Here is a 14456-nt window from a genome sequence, read left to right as displayed (position 1 = left end):
TGCTGAACTGTTTCCGTTCGTCTGCGTACTCAACGCTCATGGATTTGCCGCAAGCAATTTCTGAGAGCCCGCTTTGGCCAGCTTGGGTTCTGCAAGCGTCTGTAGGAAACAGCGTTGTAGGAGATACGATTCTGTGAGAAAGATTGTTTACTTCGTGACGGCCAGCCTCGATGGATTTATCGCTCGGCCTAATGGTGCCATCGATTGGTTGATTCAAGCGGAAGGTAACGAGGACTTTGGTTTCGCGCAGTTCTTGAACTCGATCGACACCGTTATTCAAGGACGTCATACGTACGAGCACGTCTTGAGCTTAAGGCCTTATCCTTACGCCAACCAAAAGAACTACGTCTTCTCTCGAAAACTGTTCGAGTGCCAGCATGCCGAGATTGTGCGGCAACCGGTCTCCGAGTTTGTTGGCTGGCTGCGAAGTCAGCCGGGGCAAGATATCTGGCTCGTAGGTGGCGGACAACTGGCCGCAGCGTTTCTCGAGGCGGGTGCCATCGATGAGCTAAAGGTGTTTGTCCAACCGATTTTGCTGGGCGAAGGAATTCCACTGGCAAGGCATATTGGCCGCGATATCCGGTTAACCGTTAAACATTCGCGCGATTTTAGCCAAGGGCTAGTACAGATTGACTTCGAAGTGATTAAGTAGCCTGCTATCACCCTGCTTTTCTATTATTTCGTACTGAATATTCCGCCGAGAACTATAGCAGGTCTTGTAGTGATTTTCAGGGTAGCCAGGTCAGTGCTGATACTGGCGGTAGCGAGGATGGGAATGGCAGTAACGACTTCAGGTCGCGGTAGTTGGTGGTTTGTGCTGGGATTGTCGAGCGTCGTCGGCTGTGCCACGTCTTCCGCCAAGTTAGATCAGCCTTATCAAGAGACGATTTTGCCGGCCGATATTTCGGAAACTGCGGCATTCGATCCTTCGCCGGCACCGATTCCTAATTCACAACCGCCGGTGCAGTTGGCTTCGCACCAACAATCGTCAGAGATTCAGCCGCCGGTGTTAGAGCCTACCACCATCCTGCCGCCGGCGGTTCATGCTTTCGAGCAACCAACTTTTTCGGTTGCTCAGGCTCCAGCCCCTGTGGCAGTAGACAATGGGATGATTGGTGGTCTTTCGCTACAGCAAATTCAAGATTTGGCTTTAGCGAACAATCCCACGATTCGTCAAAGCTCGGCGACAGCCTTCGCGGCGCAGGACTATCAATACCAAGTCGGACGCTACGCGAACCCGAACGTTGGCTATACCGGTAGCCAATTGGCCGACCAAAACACGGACCAACACTTGGTTTTTGTCGAGCAGGAATTTGTCACCGCTCATAAGCTACAGCTCAACGAGAACGTATTGGGCCACGCGGTCCAAGCGCAGCGATGGGATGTTGAATCCCAACGTTTCCGCGTGCTGACCGATGTGCGGATGGCATTCTTGGATGCTTTGGTTGCTCAGCGGCGGATGGAAGTGATCGACAACTTCCAACAGGTTGCCGCCAAGGGGGCGGAACTAGCCGAGAAACGCTTCAAGGCAATGGAAACCGCTCAATCCGATCAGCTGCAAGCCGAAATCCAATTGAACGAAGTCGAAGTCATGCGACAACAGGCTCAATTCAAGTGGGATGCCGCTTGGCAAGCGATGGCCGCCATCGCAGGCGTGCCGGAAATGTCGAAGTCGCAATTAGTCGGTAGTTTGAATCCTGCCACAGGCGATTTGAATTGGGATGATGTCTACCACAACCTGTTGGCCAACAGTCCCGAGCTTCGCTCTGCTTACAGCCGCGTCTCTAAGACCCGAGCCAACTTGTCACGGCAAGAGGTCCAGGCCATCCCGAACCTGACCGCTCAGCTTCAAGCAGGTCACGATAACGGTACCGGCAGTGGCATGATCAACGTGCAAGTCGGTGCTCCGATTCCGGTCTTCAACGCCAACCGTGGCAACATCTCGGCCGCCTATCGCGAGTATGCTCGTGCAACGCACTCGGTCAAGCGTGTCGAGATGTCGTTGAAAGCTCGCTTGGCGGAAGTCTCGCGACAGTATGATTCAGCGATGGTTGCTGTGAAGCGATACGAAGAACAGATTCTTCCCAAAGCGAAGCGAACGCTTGACTTGGCCGAACAGGCTTACGAGGCGGGTGAGTTCTCCTTCATCCAAGTGTTGATTGTGCGACGAACTTACTTCGATACGAATTTGCAATACATCGAATCGTTGGGTGAATTGGCCAAAGCCCATGCCCAAATTGATGGTCTGCTGCTTACCGGCGGCTTGGACGAACCAGGCGACTTCCAGGACGGCGACACCCTGCGAGGCCAGACGTTCAGCCAACAATAGTCATTGCTGTAAGTTCCCTCCACAGCAGAGAAGAAAGGACGCTCAAACCATTGAGCGTCCTTTTTTTGCGCGATCTGCCACCTGTTTGCTTTTCTTCTGCGAGACCAAATCGCCGTGAAGTTCAACGGACGAAAACGGTTTCTCTAGTAATAATTCGGAACTCTTGCCGGGGCTAGTGGTTTAATCCAATAGCAAGGTGCCCTCCTTCTTTCTGATCCGGAAAGTGCTTGGCACCCTGGGCTGGCCCACTTAGTGCTGCCGTTAACCCCTGCCGGTTTCGAGTAGTCTCGCTAGTTGGCTTCTGAAAACAAAATTAAGAACCGACCGTAACTTTCCTTGTTTTGGTTGGTTTATCACTGAAGACAAGGGATGATTTCCCTGGCAAAAACAAGCTGAATTTCGCTGCGATAATCCATGGAAACGCGAACGGTTTGTGTCCTTACTAATTTCGGCTTACAAGCGTGCCCTTTGCTACGCAGCAGCCATTTCTCCCTGTTAATGCAAATCATAGAGTGAATAAATGATGAAGACTTATTGGAAACAATCACTGGCTATTTTCTCGGTGTTGTTGGTAGGTGCGACGGCGGCATCGGTCAATGCCCAAGATGGTGAACGGGGTCCTCGAGGCCCGCGTGAAGGTGGCCCCCGTGGTGGCGGTCAATTCGATCCTGAACAAATTCTCCAACGCGTTATGCAAAGGGATAAAGACGGCGACGGCAAGCTCTCGAAGGAAGAACTGGGCGAAAGCCGCATGGCCGCCATGTTCGAGCGAGTCGATACCGACAAAGATGGCTTCCTAACCAAGGAAGAACTCACTGCATCGTTCAGCCGTGGACCTGGTCAGGGTGGTCCCGGCCGTGGTGAAGGCGGACAAGGGGGTCGCGGAATGGGGCCAGGAGCCGGAATGGGGTTCCAGCCTGGGATGGTGATGCCTCCCTTCTTGATGGAACGCCTTGGCTTGAGCGAAGAACAACGCCGTGACGTCCGCGCCCTGCAAGAAGAAGTCGAGAAAAAGCTTGCTTCTATCTTGACCGAAGAACAAAAAGCGAAGCTGAAGGAAATGGGCCAACAACGCCCCGGTTTTGGTGGTCGCGGTGGCGATCGCCCTGAAGGGGCTCGCGGTCCTCGCGACGGCGAAAGGGGCCCACGTCGTGGTCCTCGCGATGGTGAAGGTGGTCCTCGTGGACCTCGCGACGGCGACAACAACTAAGTTCACCCGCTGCGGACTGCTGTGCCTATTGAAAAGTAGTGGTCTTAGTAGCGATATTTCCGGAAACCGGCCGCTTGATTCGTCAGGCGGTCGGTTTTTTTGTTGGGCCGACAGTAAGTGGCCATGGGGCTGGACGTTCTTACCTGGTTTGCCTCTTCTACGGTAATTTCCGCCCAAAGCGTTTTTCGCTTCTAGTTTGGCTACAAATTACTATTTGCCTCCGAGACGTTGTGATCTACGATGGACAGCTTCTGTAGATGGACCTACGTGAAAGAAGTGCCAAGTGAACTCGGAATTAACAACGATCCGTTCGCTAATCGTATTGCTGTTCTTAATCGGGCTGCCCATTGTGGCGATCATGCCTGAGGGCGTTCATGGAGCCCTCAAAGGTTTTCTGCCGGAAAGCAAGACCGAGACGGCGTCTCCTCCGATTCCGCCTGTGCGAACTTCGGACAAGCTAGCATCGTTTCCGGTGCTCGCCACGACTCCCCCAACCGTACATGAAAAAGTCGCCGTTTCTCCTACGGCCCATTTTGCTGAATACGATTCCTCCGAGCTTCATCGAGCGGCATCCGAACATGGTCCGGTTCAACCGACCAACTGGGAGATGCCCTCTCAGATTGTCAGGCAAACGAGTGAACCTCCCCAGTTCGTTCCGCCGCAAAACGACCCGATTGACGACTTGCCGCTGCCGAGCGATCGCTTGACGGTTCCGCAGGTGCCTTCGAGCGGAATCATCAACGAAAATACAACCGACATTCAAGTGGAACTAGACCGACTCGGCGCCACTTATATTCGTCTGGAATCTTGGGGCAATTCGCCACGGGTCTACCGTTTTCATTGCACAGTGACCATCAAGATTGGTTTGGCCGAGTACTCGCGCCGCTTTGAAGCGACTGCCGAGACGCCGGAAGCGGCCATGCAAGAGGTTCGCAACGAAGTGCAAGCCTGGCACGACCGTTTCTCTAATTCGGACCAAATGGACCGAAACCTACCTCAAGCGCTTTGAAGACCAGCGATTAGTTCGTGAAGGTAGCCTTAACACGCTTGGAAACAAGCATGTATGGAACCCAAATAGCACACCCAACAACGCTCCGAACTAGTTCTCTGAGAGTATCCTGATCAAATATCGGCGCCTCTGGCAGTACCATCTTAACCGCGAAGGCATCGATAACGATGAACGCGGTCACAAACAATGAGAGCCCAATGTACCATTTGGGAAACGCGGCTTTCTTGGCGAAAAAAAGATAAATCATATAGAGGCATGCCAAAAGTTGCAGGCCATTGATGGCAATCTCGGCAATAATGATCGGGGCCCACAGCGCTTTGTAATGCTCGCTCCCTGGCGTGGTGAGTAATGCCCAAGTATCCGTTTGGAATATTGGCGGGTAGGTCATCAGCATCATCGCACCGATGCGTAGCGGACCAATAACAACCCCTATTCCCACCAGTACCAACCAACCGCTTAAACCGTTTAGCTTTTCTTTCTCTTCTTGGGTTAATTGGTTGTCGTCTGGTTTCGGTTCAAGGGTTGGGGAAGTGTATGGATCCATTGAAGAAGCCTTGCAAACAAAGCGATAAAATCTGATAGTTGCGGAGAAGAGCTATCATGAGTTTAGTCAAGCAGTTCGTCTTTTGTCACCGAAAAAGGGTAACTTGTTGATCAAACTGGCTAGGGAATCGCCTCTCTGATCGTCTCAGCCCGAATAACTTGTTACCGCAGTAGAAAGCCAATCGCCAATTATTGACGGCGCCTGGTTACGCTCTCGGCCAGCAAGGCGATTCCTTCGTTCAGTTGCCCACGCATCAGCTTAACTCCGGGCAAGTTCAATTTGCTGGACGCTGGGATTGGGAAATTCCGCTTTGGCTTTTTTGTATCGCAAATTCCGCCACGCGAAGAATCATCGCGGGTGGTTAGTCTCCCAAGACAACTTGAAAAACGCCATCGGCCAGGCTAGGCCCTTCCGAACGACGAACGACGAACGACGAACGACGAACGACGAACGGCCTGGTGCCGGAAGTGTTCGTTCTATTCTGGGGGCATGGCCCTAGTCCCTTAACGGCGAGGTTCTTCAACTTCCCCGTAACTTCGTTGATCGGAAGGGTGTTTGCCATCGCCGCTGTTTAAATTCAGCAGGACGTTGCTTCCGCGCGGGATGATGCTGATCGCCGCGCCTGAGGCCAGCAAATTCTCGACTTCCATCACTTCGAGCGTGGCGTCCATGATCTCTGGATCGGCCTTGCTGATTTGGTTGAGCATCTGCCCGACAATATCAGGCCGCATCGCCCCAGCTTCGGCCATCTTCTGCGAGACCTCTTTGGCCGTTTCACTCTTGATCAAACCGACCCGGTTATCGCCATCTTGTTTCATCGCACTGGTGACTTGAATCAGACGTTTGACCACTTTGTCGGTAATGTTGTGCACCATCTGCACATCGGTAAAGAAGACCTTGCGGATATAGACCGAGCCCAGCCGATAGCCCCATTTTTCGCTCAGTGGCGAAACGGCAGCGCGAACGGTGCGACTGAGGCTGTGACGGTCTTCCAGCATCTTGTCCATTTCCAAGTTCGAGAGTGTGCTGATCGCACTCGAGGCTACGTTGGCTTGCAGCGAACCTTCCGGATTCGTGTTGATAAACAAATAAGCGACCGGGTCGTTCACTTCCATCTCGTACCAGAGGCCCACCCCCATCGGTGTTCCTTCTTCCGAGTTGACCATTTGACCGCGAAGGTAATGTTGCCGCAGGGCAGTGCTGACGATATGTCGTTTACCAAAGAACGGGACCAGAAGCGCACCTGGACCAAAAATTGAGATCGGAAAGTGCAGACCAGGCTCGTCGATCGTGCCCATCACTTTGCCGAACAGCGTGTAGACATGCGACTCGCATTCCTTCACGACCACATACAAACCAAAACCGGTCGCCATTCGCAGCAGAATGGGAATGAACGAGAGGCCAACGAAAAATCCAATAGCAACCAAAGTGGGGAACATAACAAAGATCTCTGGGGAAAAGTGATTTGCTAGGTAAAATCAATCTGGCGGCGAAATTACTTTTCGTCCTGCGTTTGCACGACACTGGTCGCGCGGGCGAGTAGTGGCACGCGCATGTCGCGGATATATGCCCGCAGTGCCGACGTTCCCCCTTCCGATTTGATCTGTGTGAGCGTGCGCGCCAGTTCGCGCAGTGGAGCGACTTCAGCTTGGGCGTTGTTCGAGGCGATATCGACGGCTCGTTTGCTCATGGTGATTTGTTGCTCGGCATCGGCTTGGGCGGTGCTGATATCGGCGGCCACTTGATTGCGGGTGCTGTTAATCGCCGAAAGCGCACGATCGACCTCCGGTGGTGGATCGATCGTGGTAATCAGCGCCGCATCAAGTTCCACCCCATAACGCCCCGGCGTGCAGCGGCATTGTTCTTCCATGTAGGCATTTAGCAGAGGCAGATTCTTCCGCAAATCGTTGATCGAAACGCCTTCTGAAAGATCGATCGTTGTACGGGCTTCGTCATCATCGTCGCTGGGTTTGGCAAGCAAGCTGGCCCCTTTCGGATCGCTGAAGGTGGCAATCCGTTCGCGCAGCACGCTAACGAAGTAGCCCATGATATGTTCCAAAGGACTTTCGACGCCGAAAAGAAACGCATACATATTGTTTTCACTCACGCGGTAACGGATTTGACCGTTGACGCCGGTGGTGAGATTGTCTTTCGTGACCGCTTCGATGGTGTCCTGTTTCTTGGTCGGATCCCAAACCAGATCGATACTGCGTGTGGCGACGTTCACCTTGTGAACCTCTTGCCACGGCATCTTAAAATAGGGACCGCCTGGGCCGACGACTTTGACCTTGGGGTAGGTGTACCGTTTCTTTTCTTCTTCGGTTAAGTTTGGATCGTCCAATGGTTCGTTGAAATCGGACGATAGCCGATCGGCCCTGCCAAAGGTGGTGATCACGGCCCGTTGATCGGGAGGAATCACATAAAAGCCAGTTAAGACAACGCGAAAAAATACGTACGCCAGGAAGCCTAAAGTAAGCCCCACTACAAACTCGATCATGTTGTTCCCCCCCAATAACAAGCAGCGGTCGAGAAAAGACCTCACAAAATGTAGCACCGCCCATGTGTGACGCATCGATATTATCACAGCCGACGAGTCGTCGTAACGTCTCGTCGGATTGTAAGGTCTGTACGGTCGTTGACGCACGAGTTTTTTAGTCCACGAAGATGAGATACCGCTCGGTTGTTTGTCGATAAGGCGAAATTCTTAGCCTCTGGCACAGCAGAGCTTCTTTTGGCTTTGAAAGAACTTTCGACGAGTTTGCGCAGCGTTTAGTTAGAATCGTTGTGTAGTACGTTGTTTTCTTAGAATAAGAACTGAAAATAACGATCGATTTCACAACTGCGACAAGATCGATGACGAGAACGGATATATCCCTGGATCGCCTGGTCAGCAAATATGGACTAGAACGTCACAACGCTTTGATTCAAGATGGCGTTGAACCAGCGGTCCGTTTGAATGTAGGTTCGAAGGCTGGTCGTTCGTTGCGGATAGGCACTTCCAAATTTGGCGGACTTCCTCATCTAGCCGAAGGCACCTTTTGGCCGGTTCGGCCCAATGCCGAGCACCCGCTTCAGTTTCTAGCCCAGTTTCATTTGGCCAGTTTACCCGAGGAATGCCGCGAAGCGGTGCCACTGCCGCGCGATGGCTGGCTTTACTTTTGGTTCGATATCTTAGCCGATTGGCAATCGAACCATACCTGTTTGCTACGACCAGAATCGAGGGAGTATCCGTTCGGCTGGGTTACTTTCGCCCCGGAAGAAGCCCCTCTGCTTCGATCAGAATTTCCCGAATTGAGGGAACCTAAAGTACCTGCCAATCAGAAACTTCCCCACTATCAGCCTCCCATGTTCCGTCCCTATTCGGAACATCGCGTTAGCTTCCGCCGCGCGCTATCGCTGGATAAGGACTCGCTGAAACTTCTTCTAACGCGCGCTGACGAAATGACCGAAGAAGATGTCGACTCGAACGAATGGAGTCGCGCTTTAGAAATGATGCAGGAGATGCACGGCCATCGTCGAGGCAAACGGCGTATCGATCATCGCCTGCTAGGTTCGGTGCACGAACCGCTGGGAACCGACATGCGGGTCGACGCCCAGCGGTTCTACGAACAGCGGACCGGTAAGCCAGCCTCCGACGATCTGAAGTCATGGATCATGCTGGCCAAGTTCGACAGCGACGATACCATCCAACATCACGAACAAGACGCCGGCTGGCGCTGGGGAAACGGCGGGTCGCTTTGCTTTTGGATCCGACGAACGGACCTTGAGAACACCGATTTCGAGAAGGCCGTGGCCGTGATCGGAAACACCGGATAGAGGATAGCCGTTCTTACCGATCGTAGATCCAAGGTTTGGTAACCCCTAAAGCCTCGCGATGTTGCGGATCAGCCAGGAGCGGTTCTTGGCAAATCCCAAATCGTTTGATTTTGCCGGAAAGCGTAAGTTCGACCTGGATTTCGTACGTCGGAAATTCGTAGAACGCGATCGATTCATCCTCGTCCGTGTCAAGCCAATACCTGGGTCCTAAGACATCCGACAGGTTGTCCTGATTTAGTTTGTTGACGTCAAGAGGTTCCCCCTGCCACGTGAGTTCTCCTTGATAGGTTTGGAACTTATCGTAATCCTCACCAACGTACACGATCCAAAACCCGGAGATCTTATTGTCTGAGGATCGTTCTACACTAACTCCCAGGTCGTGGTAACAATGGGCTCCAAATTCGAAGGCATCGTCTCGACCAAGAAACGAAACCCGCTCAAATGGCGCTCCGAGAGGAATACCATTGAATTCTGGAATATCGAGCGAGGCGGTTAATTTCAAATGGGACGAACGCTGCCAATCGTTGGTCGGATTACCACGGCGAAATAGAAAGTCGAACATAGATCCTCGCAAAAGATTAAATGCCTTGTTGAATTACGTCCGAGCCAGCTTCTGTGTATGGACTACATCAACCACTTTCCCGCGATCCGACAACGCCATGTGATAGCGATCTTTACCGGCCAGGCAATGCAGTGACATGTGATAGGACTCGGCCGATTTCGCCAAGTACGAACGTTTGTCTGGGCCTTCGGGGTTACGAATTCTACCCCAGGAACCATCCCCCAGGTAGAGAACGCCTCGGTCGTTTACCATCCCGTCGAGCATGCGATGCGTTCGCTTAAAAGCATGGTCGTGATGCTCGAGCGCGGCATCGACGTTGTAGCGTTCCAACAGCGGGCTCCAATGTTGCCGCATCGAGGCATGTAGTTCACCGTCTGCGTTTCGCACGCAAGGATACATTGGCACGTGATTCACTAGAAAGACGTTGGGGTGGTCTTCCCGCGCTTTCAATTGCCGCGCGAGCCAATCGGTTTGATCGCCTTCGATGGGCGAGGTGTGACCAGAGTCGGTGAGCACGACCGAAAGGTAATCGCCGAAGTCGAGCGTGGCATACCCTGTATCAGGATAAAGCCCGTCGAACATGGCATAAAAGAACGGCGCCTCTTTTCGTGTTTTGTCGTAGAAGCCGACCGTTTCGTGGTTGCCGATACACGCGACCAAGGGAATCAGGTGCCCGCGCTCGTCGCGAAGGTCGGCAGAATAGTTATCGATGAACTTCAAAAATGCTGTGGAAGACTCGCCGTTTTCGTACGCCAAGTCTCCGCCCAGCAGGACGAACTTGGGGGATTGAATCGCGGCCAGTTTGTTCGTCCGTCGAGCCGCGCTGCTGGAACCACTATCGCCGCCAGAGACGAAGGTAAATTCGTCGGTCGCTTTGGCTGGCATCGTACGGATGCTCTCTTGCTTCGAGTCGAGCTTGATACGAATTCGATAGTCCTGCTAAGGAAAGTGAATTCATGCTATTCAGATCGTCCGACTCACTCAACCCAAAGCTTCGCGAGAACGCCCTTAGATGAACCATTTCTTATGTAGAATCCCTGAAAAGCAAGGACTGTGCGGCTTTGTAATTGACTAAGAGCGAACGACAATAGTTAATAGAAGAAGCATAGGCGGATATCGTGAGACGTCCTGTTTGTTGTTCCATTGTAAAGGAAATTGGGTATGCGCTTGATGAATCAATGGAGCATTGGTTTAGTCGTAGTGTTAGTCGGTTTAGGAAGCGCCGTATCGTTTGCCGCGGATCCGCCGAAGCAACGCTTGGATCAAACGTTCGTCGCAGGCAAGTTTCGAATTTTTTATTCCTTGGAAGGCACTTCTGCTGTTCCCGCAGACGACAAAGACCAATCAGGCGTGCCAGATCGTGTGGAAGATATTGCCAAGCAACTGAATGTCGCTCATCGGTTGTTTTGCGAAGTGCTGGAATTTCCCGATCCATTAACCTCTGAACGTTATCCTGGCGTCACATGTATTCAAGTGTCGCTGCGACAAAGCAAATCGAACGGTATCGCTTTCGACGAATCGGGTCGGGCTCGGATAATCGCCCAAGGCCAGCCTGGGGAACGCGCGCTCAGCATTACGATAAATAATCGGGTTGATCCCATAAAGAATGTAACTCCTGCACACGAGTATTTTCATTTGATTCAGTATGGCGCCACCTATTTCAAAAATCGTTGGTATTTGGAAGGCATGACACGTTGGTCCGAACATGGTATTGCAACCGGCGATCTCGGGGATGTGCGTTATCCTGCGGAAGGACCATGGCCGCAAAGCCAGTCGCAGCAGAACGAGTTGACGCAGTTGACCTACGATGCAGAATTCGTATTGTGGAATCCAATCGCGCAAGCAACCGACTCTCAAGGCCATTTACCAAACTCGCCTGCGATGCGCGAACTTGCCGCTGTGCGCTATAGCGATGGTACGCCAGTGCTGGCCGACATGAACTTGCGTGGCTACGAAGTAATGCGAGAAATTCTGCTGGAGCTAGGCAAAGTCGACGACGTGGCCTTTCAGGAACTCGGCTATCAAGAGTGGTCCGAAGCCAATCAGAAGTCGAAACAAAACGACGCCTACATCTACGCAAGCAGCATGAAAGTGCTGCAGCGTTTTGTTGATCGATAAGTCTTCTTGCAGATTTAGCTAATCTCGCGTGAAGCACAATGACAGAGCTTATGGTCGAACGTAAAAGTACCCACCGAATCGAGAAACAAACAGGCGAGCGTCAACAGAATTAGCATAGCGCGGAGGCTGAAGCTAAGCCAGCAACGTTTGGGACGAATGCTTTGGGTGGGAAGTTTGTTCATAGCGATTCGTTCAGGGAGTGGAACGGAAGCTAGTCCAGAGACTCTTATTGCTTCCATTGGTTGTCCTACTCGACAATAGAGCGGATCGAGCAGATGACATTATGAGCGAGTTACAAGGAACGTGCTAGAAGAATATTATGGGAGTGATGCCGCTTCGTATTGCTTCCGTAGCTCTTCAAGCGAACGAATCGGTTTTCGACTTGGGGTGAAGTTGGAACCGTAGTTGACGCCGAGAATGGTCAGTGTTTCCAAAGCAGGCATCTGGGCAAGAATGGGATAGGCGTTTTCATCGATGCTGCATCCTTTCGCTGTGAACGTTTTCAGATTTTTTAATTTCACCAAAGGAAGCAGGTCTTCGTTGGTCATGTCCGAGATATCGCGCAGCTCGATCGATTGCAGATGTTCGCACTCGGCTAGGCTGGCGATCCCTAAACCCGTAATGCTAGGACCGGTCAGAGTGATTTTGGTTAAATGCGGAAAGCGTTTTAGTGAGGGTAACGCTTGGTTGCTGGCGCCACTTTTCACGAAGTGAATCGATTGCAGTGTTGGCGAATGGGCAAGTGTTTGCAGTTGTTCGGCCGTGATGAATGTCCAGTAGAAGTGAACTTCTCGCAGCGAAGGAAGCTGGGCCAAAGCGACAAACGATTGATTGGTAAGCTGCGTGTTGCGCAAGTCGAGCTTTTGTAGTTTGGGCAACTGCCTGAGTTGCGACAAGTGATCGTTGGTAAACCCAGAGAAGCCAGATTCAACGCACACCACATGCGAGAGCATCGGGACACCGAACACCTGATCGAGCCAAGGAGGGTTCGAGATGGTCAATAGCTTCGGGCGAAATTCTAGCGGGTCGTCGCGAATATCGATTTGATAGTTGTGAATGACATGGCCGTCATCACGTTCGATCTGAGCAATCAACTTGGCTTCGGCGTTACCACGATAAACACACCAGCCCAGCCAAACCAACCCACAGCAAGCGACAACGCCAGCCAACCACAGCCCTTTAAGTTTAAGGGATGCACCTGGCGAAGCGAGCGGAGCGGCCGCTAGTTCGGTGGTTATCTCGTCATCCGATATTATGGTCGTTCTTGCCATGGCAATCGCTAAGCGACAAGGCGAGGTTCTCTTTTGACTGGATTGTCCAGATGAGCAAGTCTTGCTCATTGAACGATGCTCAAGAGGATTTCTAGCATTGATCGATTGATTTCGTCACGAATAACAAGTCTTCGATTCGTCACGCCTGCCCGATTGCGGCAGAGATCGACCAAGACTGCGCCGATTTTGCTTTTTCGTACGGGCGTAACCTACGCTTTTCTGGATGGTTACGCCGTTAACAAACAGCTGCAGAATGAGAAGGTTGTGCCGGCTGGGCGGTAAGGGTTGGTTGTAATGTTTTTTTGGTTCGCACAGCGGACCTTACCGTGTGAACGTAGATATGGCTCCAATAGGGTCCGCTGTGCGGACCGACACGCTCATAAGGTTAGCTCGATGCCAAATTATCGACGAGCGCGAGTTCCCGGCGGGATGTATTTCTTCACCCTGGTAACAGAAAACCGGGCACCAATCTTTCGCGATTCAACCTACGTACGATTACTTGGCAAATTATTACGCGAGGCAAAGCAAAGATGGCCATTTCGAGTCGAAGCGATGGTCTTGCTGCCTGATCACCTTCATGCGGTTTGGGGCCTACCACGCGGAGACGATCGATATTCGTTGCGATGGGGATGGATCAAGAAAGAGTTCAGTCGCGAGTACCTTCGTTTAGGAGGAAAGCAGCAAGCGACATCGAGATCGCGTCGCCGGAACCGTCGGTTTGGCGTATGGCAACGAAGGTTTTGGGAGCATACGGTTCAAGATGAAGACGAATACCGGGCATACCTCGACTACATCCATTGGAACCCAGCGAAACATGGACACGCCTTAGCCCCTGGGGAGTGGCCTCATTCAACATTCAATCGCTGGGTGGAAGCAGGATTGTATGAACCTGATTGGGGACGTTTGCCCCCTGATGAACAGCGGTGGCAAAAGTTACCCATCGGCGAATGAGGATGAATTTATCAGATCTATTTTCGGTCCGCACAGCGGACCCTACGAGAGCTTTTTCAACGTTTGTAATGTAGGTTCCGCATTGCGGACCAGAAACAACTTTCAATCTTCCCCGGAGATTCCCTATCATGCTGACCATTTTTCGAATGACGACTTCAATGACTTCGCCGTGGCTGATGGTTTTGTTTGCTGTGGTATTGTTTTCACCGCAACCGGCTGTCGCTCAAGATCGTATCGATCGGGTGCGGCAAGAACGAGAAGCGCGCGATCGTGAGGCAGATCGGCGGATGGATCGTGATCGGCCAGAGCGACGCGAGATTGACGATCGGATGGACTGGGATCGTCGGCCTCGTGATCCGCAGATATATCCCTTTCAATTCGAGCGTCTCTCGGCCCAAGCTCGCATCGCCAGCGACGAAGTCTTGTCCGCTTCGTTCGCACTTGAATATCTGCCGGAACTGATTCGCAATCGGCAGGAACGCCGCGAAGTGGTGACCGACATGATGCAGCAAACCGATAACCCAGCCATCAAGCGCTTGTTGCGGATGAAGCTGCTAGAATACTCGCTCCACTCCGATCAACGTGACGAGGCCCTGGAAAATCTCCGCATGCTGATCGCTCCCTAAGGTCGTGTGCGAGAAACCAT

The 14456-nt window shown here is 52.3% G+C and carries 14 protein-coding genes; 8 read left to right on the top strand and 6 right to left on the bottom strand.

Going from position 1 to position 14456, the window contains the following annotated elements; all coding sequences use genetic code 11:
• Window positions 1–133: 133 nt before the first annotated feature.
• From DTL42_RS07685 to DTL42_RS07670, 4 genes are all read left to right on the top strand, one after another.
• A complete protein-coding gene (locus DTL42_RS07685; protein WP_158545278.1) occupies window positions 134–652 on the top strand; it encodes a dihydrofolate reductase family protein in 519 nt (172 codons plus the stop codon).
• Between the two features lie 123 nt (window positions 653–775).
• Window positions 776–2329 (top strand): TolC family protein, encoded by a 1554-nt coding sequence (locus DTL42_RS07680; protein WP_158545277.1) that lies wholly within the window; start codon window positions 776–778, stop codon window positions 2327–2329.
• 520 nt (window positions 2330–2849) lie between these two features.
• Window positions 2850–3539, top strand: coding sequence for an EF-hand domain-containing protein (locus DTL42_RS07675; protein WP_114368132.1), 690 nt, complete (start codon window positions 2850–2852; stop codon window positions 3537–3539).
• A 283-nt stretch (window positions 3540–3822) separates the two neighbouring features.
• Window positions 3823–4548: a hypothetical protein gene (locus tag DTL42_RS07670; RefSeq protein WP_114368131.1), complete on the top strand. Its 726-nt coding sequence runs from the start codon at window positions 3823–3825 to the stop codon at window positions 4546–4548.
• A gap of 10 nt (window positions 4549–4558) precedes the next feature.
• Here DTL42_RS07670 and DTL42_RS07665 read toward each other — a convergent pair whose 3' ends face one another.
• The 3 genes from DTL42_RS07665 to DTL42_RS07650 all read right to left on the bottom strand — a co-directional run bounded on the left by DTL42_RS07665 (window position 4559) and on the right by DTL42_RS07650 (window position 7589).
• Complete coding sequence (locus DTL42_RS07665; protein ID WP_114368130.1) at window positions 4559–5092, bottom strand: DUF2569 domain-containing protein; 534 nt, start codon at window positions 5090–5092, stop codon at window positions 4559–4561.
• Between the two features lie 503 nt (window positions 5093–5595).
• Window positions 5596–6531, bottom strand: a complete 936-nt coding sequence (locus DTL42_RS07655; RefSeq protein ID WP_114368128.1) for an SPFH domain-containing protein — start codon at window positions 6529–6531, stop codon at window positions 5596–5598.
• A gap of 56 nt (window positions 6532–6587) precedes the next feature.
• Entirely contained in the window at window positions 6588–7589 is a 1002-nt protein-coding gene (locus DTL42_RS07650; protein WP_234824117.1) for an SPFH domain-containing protein, read from the bottom strand.
• 356 nt (window positions 7590–7945) lie between these two features.
• Here DTL42_RS07650 and DTL42_RS07645 point away from each other — a divergent pair, with 356 nt between their 5' ends.
• Complete coding sequence (locus DTL42_RS07645) at window positions 7946–8908, top strand: DUF1963 domain-containing protein (RefSeq protein WP_114368127.1); 963 nt, start codon at window positions 7946–7948, stop codon at window positions 8906–8908.
• A 13-nt stretch (window positions 8909–8921) separates the two neighbouring features.
• Here DTL42_RS07645 and DTL42_RS07640 read toward each other — a convergent pair whose 3' ends face one another.
• Both DTL42_RS07640 and DTL42_RS07635 read right to left on the bottom strand, forming a co-directional pair.
• Complete coding sequence (locus DTL42_RS07640; protein WP_114368126.1) at window positions 8922–9470, bottom strand: hypothetical protein; 549 nt, start codon at window positions 9468–9470, stop codon at window positions 8922–8924.
• A 33-nt stretch (window positions 9471–9503) separates the two neighbouring features.
• The gene (locus DTL42_RS07635; RefSeq protein WP_114368125.1) at window positions 9504–10355 is read right to left on the bottom strand and encodes a metallophosphoesterase; all 852 of its coding nucleotides are present in this window, start codon (window positions 10353–10355) and stop codon (window positions 9504–9506) included.
• A gap of 276 nt (window positions 10356–10631) precedes the next feature.
• On the opposite strand from DTL42_RS07635, the gene DTL42_RS07630 reads away from it, so the two are divergent.
• Window positions 10632–11588 (top strand): hypothetical protein, encoded by a 957-nt coding sequence (locus DTL42_RS07630; protein WP_114368124.1) that lies wholly within the window; start codon window positions 10632–10634, stop codon window positions 11586–11588.
• Window positions 11589–11905: 317 nt separating this feature from the next.
• On the opposite strand, the gene DTL42_RS07625 is transcribed toward DTL42_RS07630, so the two are convergent.
• Window positions 11906–12859: a hypothetical protein gene (locus DTL42_RS07625; RefSeq protein ID WP_114368123.1), complete on the bottom strand. Its 954-nt coding sequence runs from the start codon at window positions 12857–12859 to the stop codon at window positions 11906–11908.
• A gap of 393 nt (window positions 12860–13252) precedes the next feature.
• On the opposite strand from DTL42_RS07625, the gene DTL42_RS07620 reads away from it, so the two are divergent.
• Both DTL42_RS07620 and DTL42_RS07615 read left to right on the top strand, forming a co-directional pair.
• The gene (locus tag DTL42_RS07620) at window positions 13253–13810 is read left to right on the top strand and encodes an REP-associated tyrosine transposase (RefSeq protein ID WP_114368122.1); all 558 of its coding nucleotides are present in this window, start codon (window positions 13253–13255) and stop codon (window positions 13808–13810) included.
• Window positions 13811–13938: 128 nt separating this feature from the next.
• On the top strand, window positions 13939–14436 hold the full coding sequence (locus DTL42_RS07615; protein WP_114368121.1) for a hypothetical protein: 498 nt from the start codon (window positions 13939–13941) through the stop codon (window positions 14434–14436).
• The last annotated feature ends 20 nt before the right edge of the window (window positions 14437–14456 follow it).

Source organism: Bremerella cremea, assembly GCF_003335505.1.
Taxonomy (GTDB): Bacteria; Planctomycetota; Planctomycetia; order Pirellulales; family Pirellulaceae; genus Bremerella; species Bremerella cremea_A.
The sequence above is the reverse complement of the archived record's forward strand: the minus strand, read 5'-3'. Positions and strand labels throughout refer to the sequence as shown.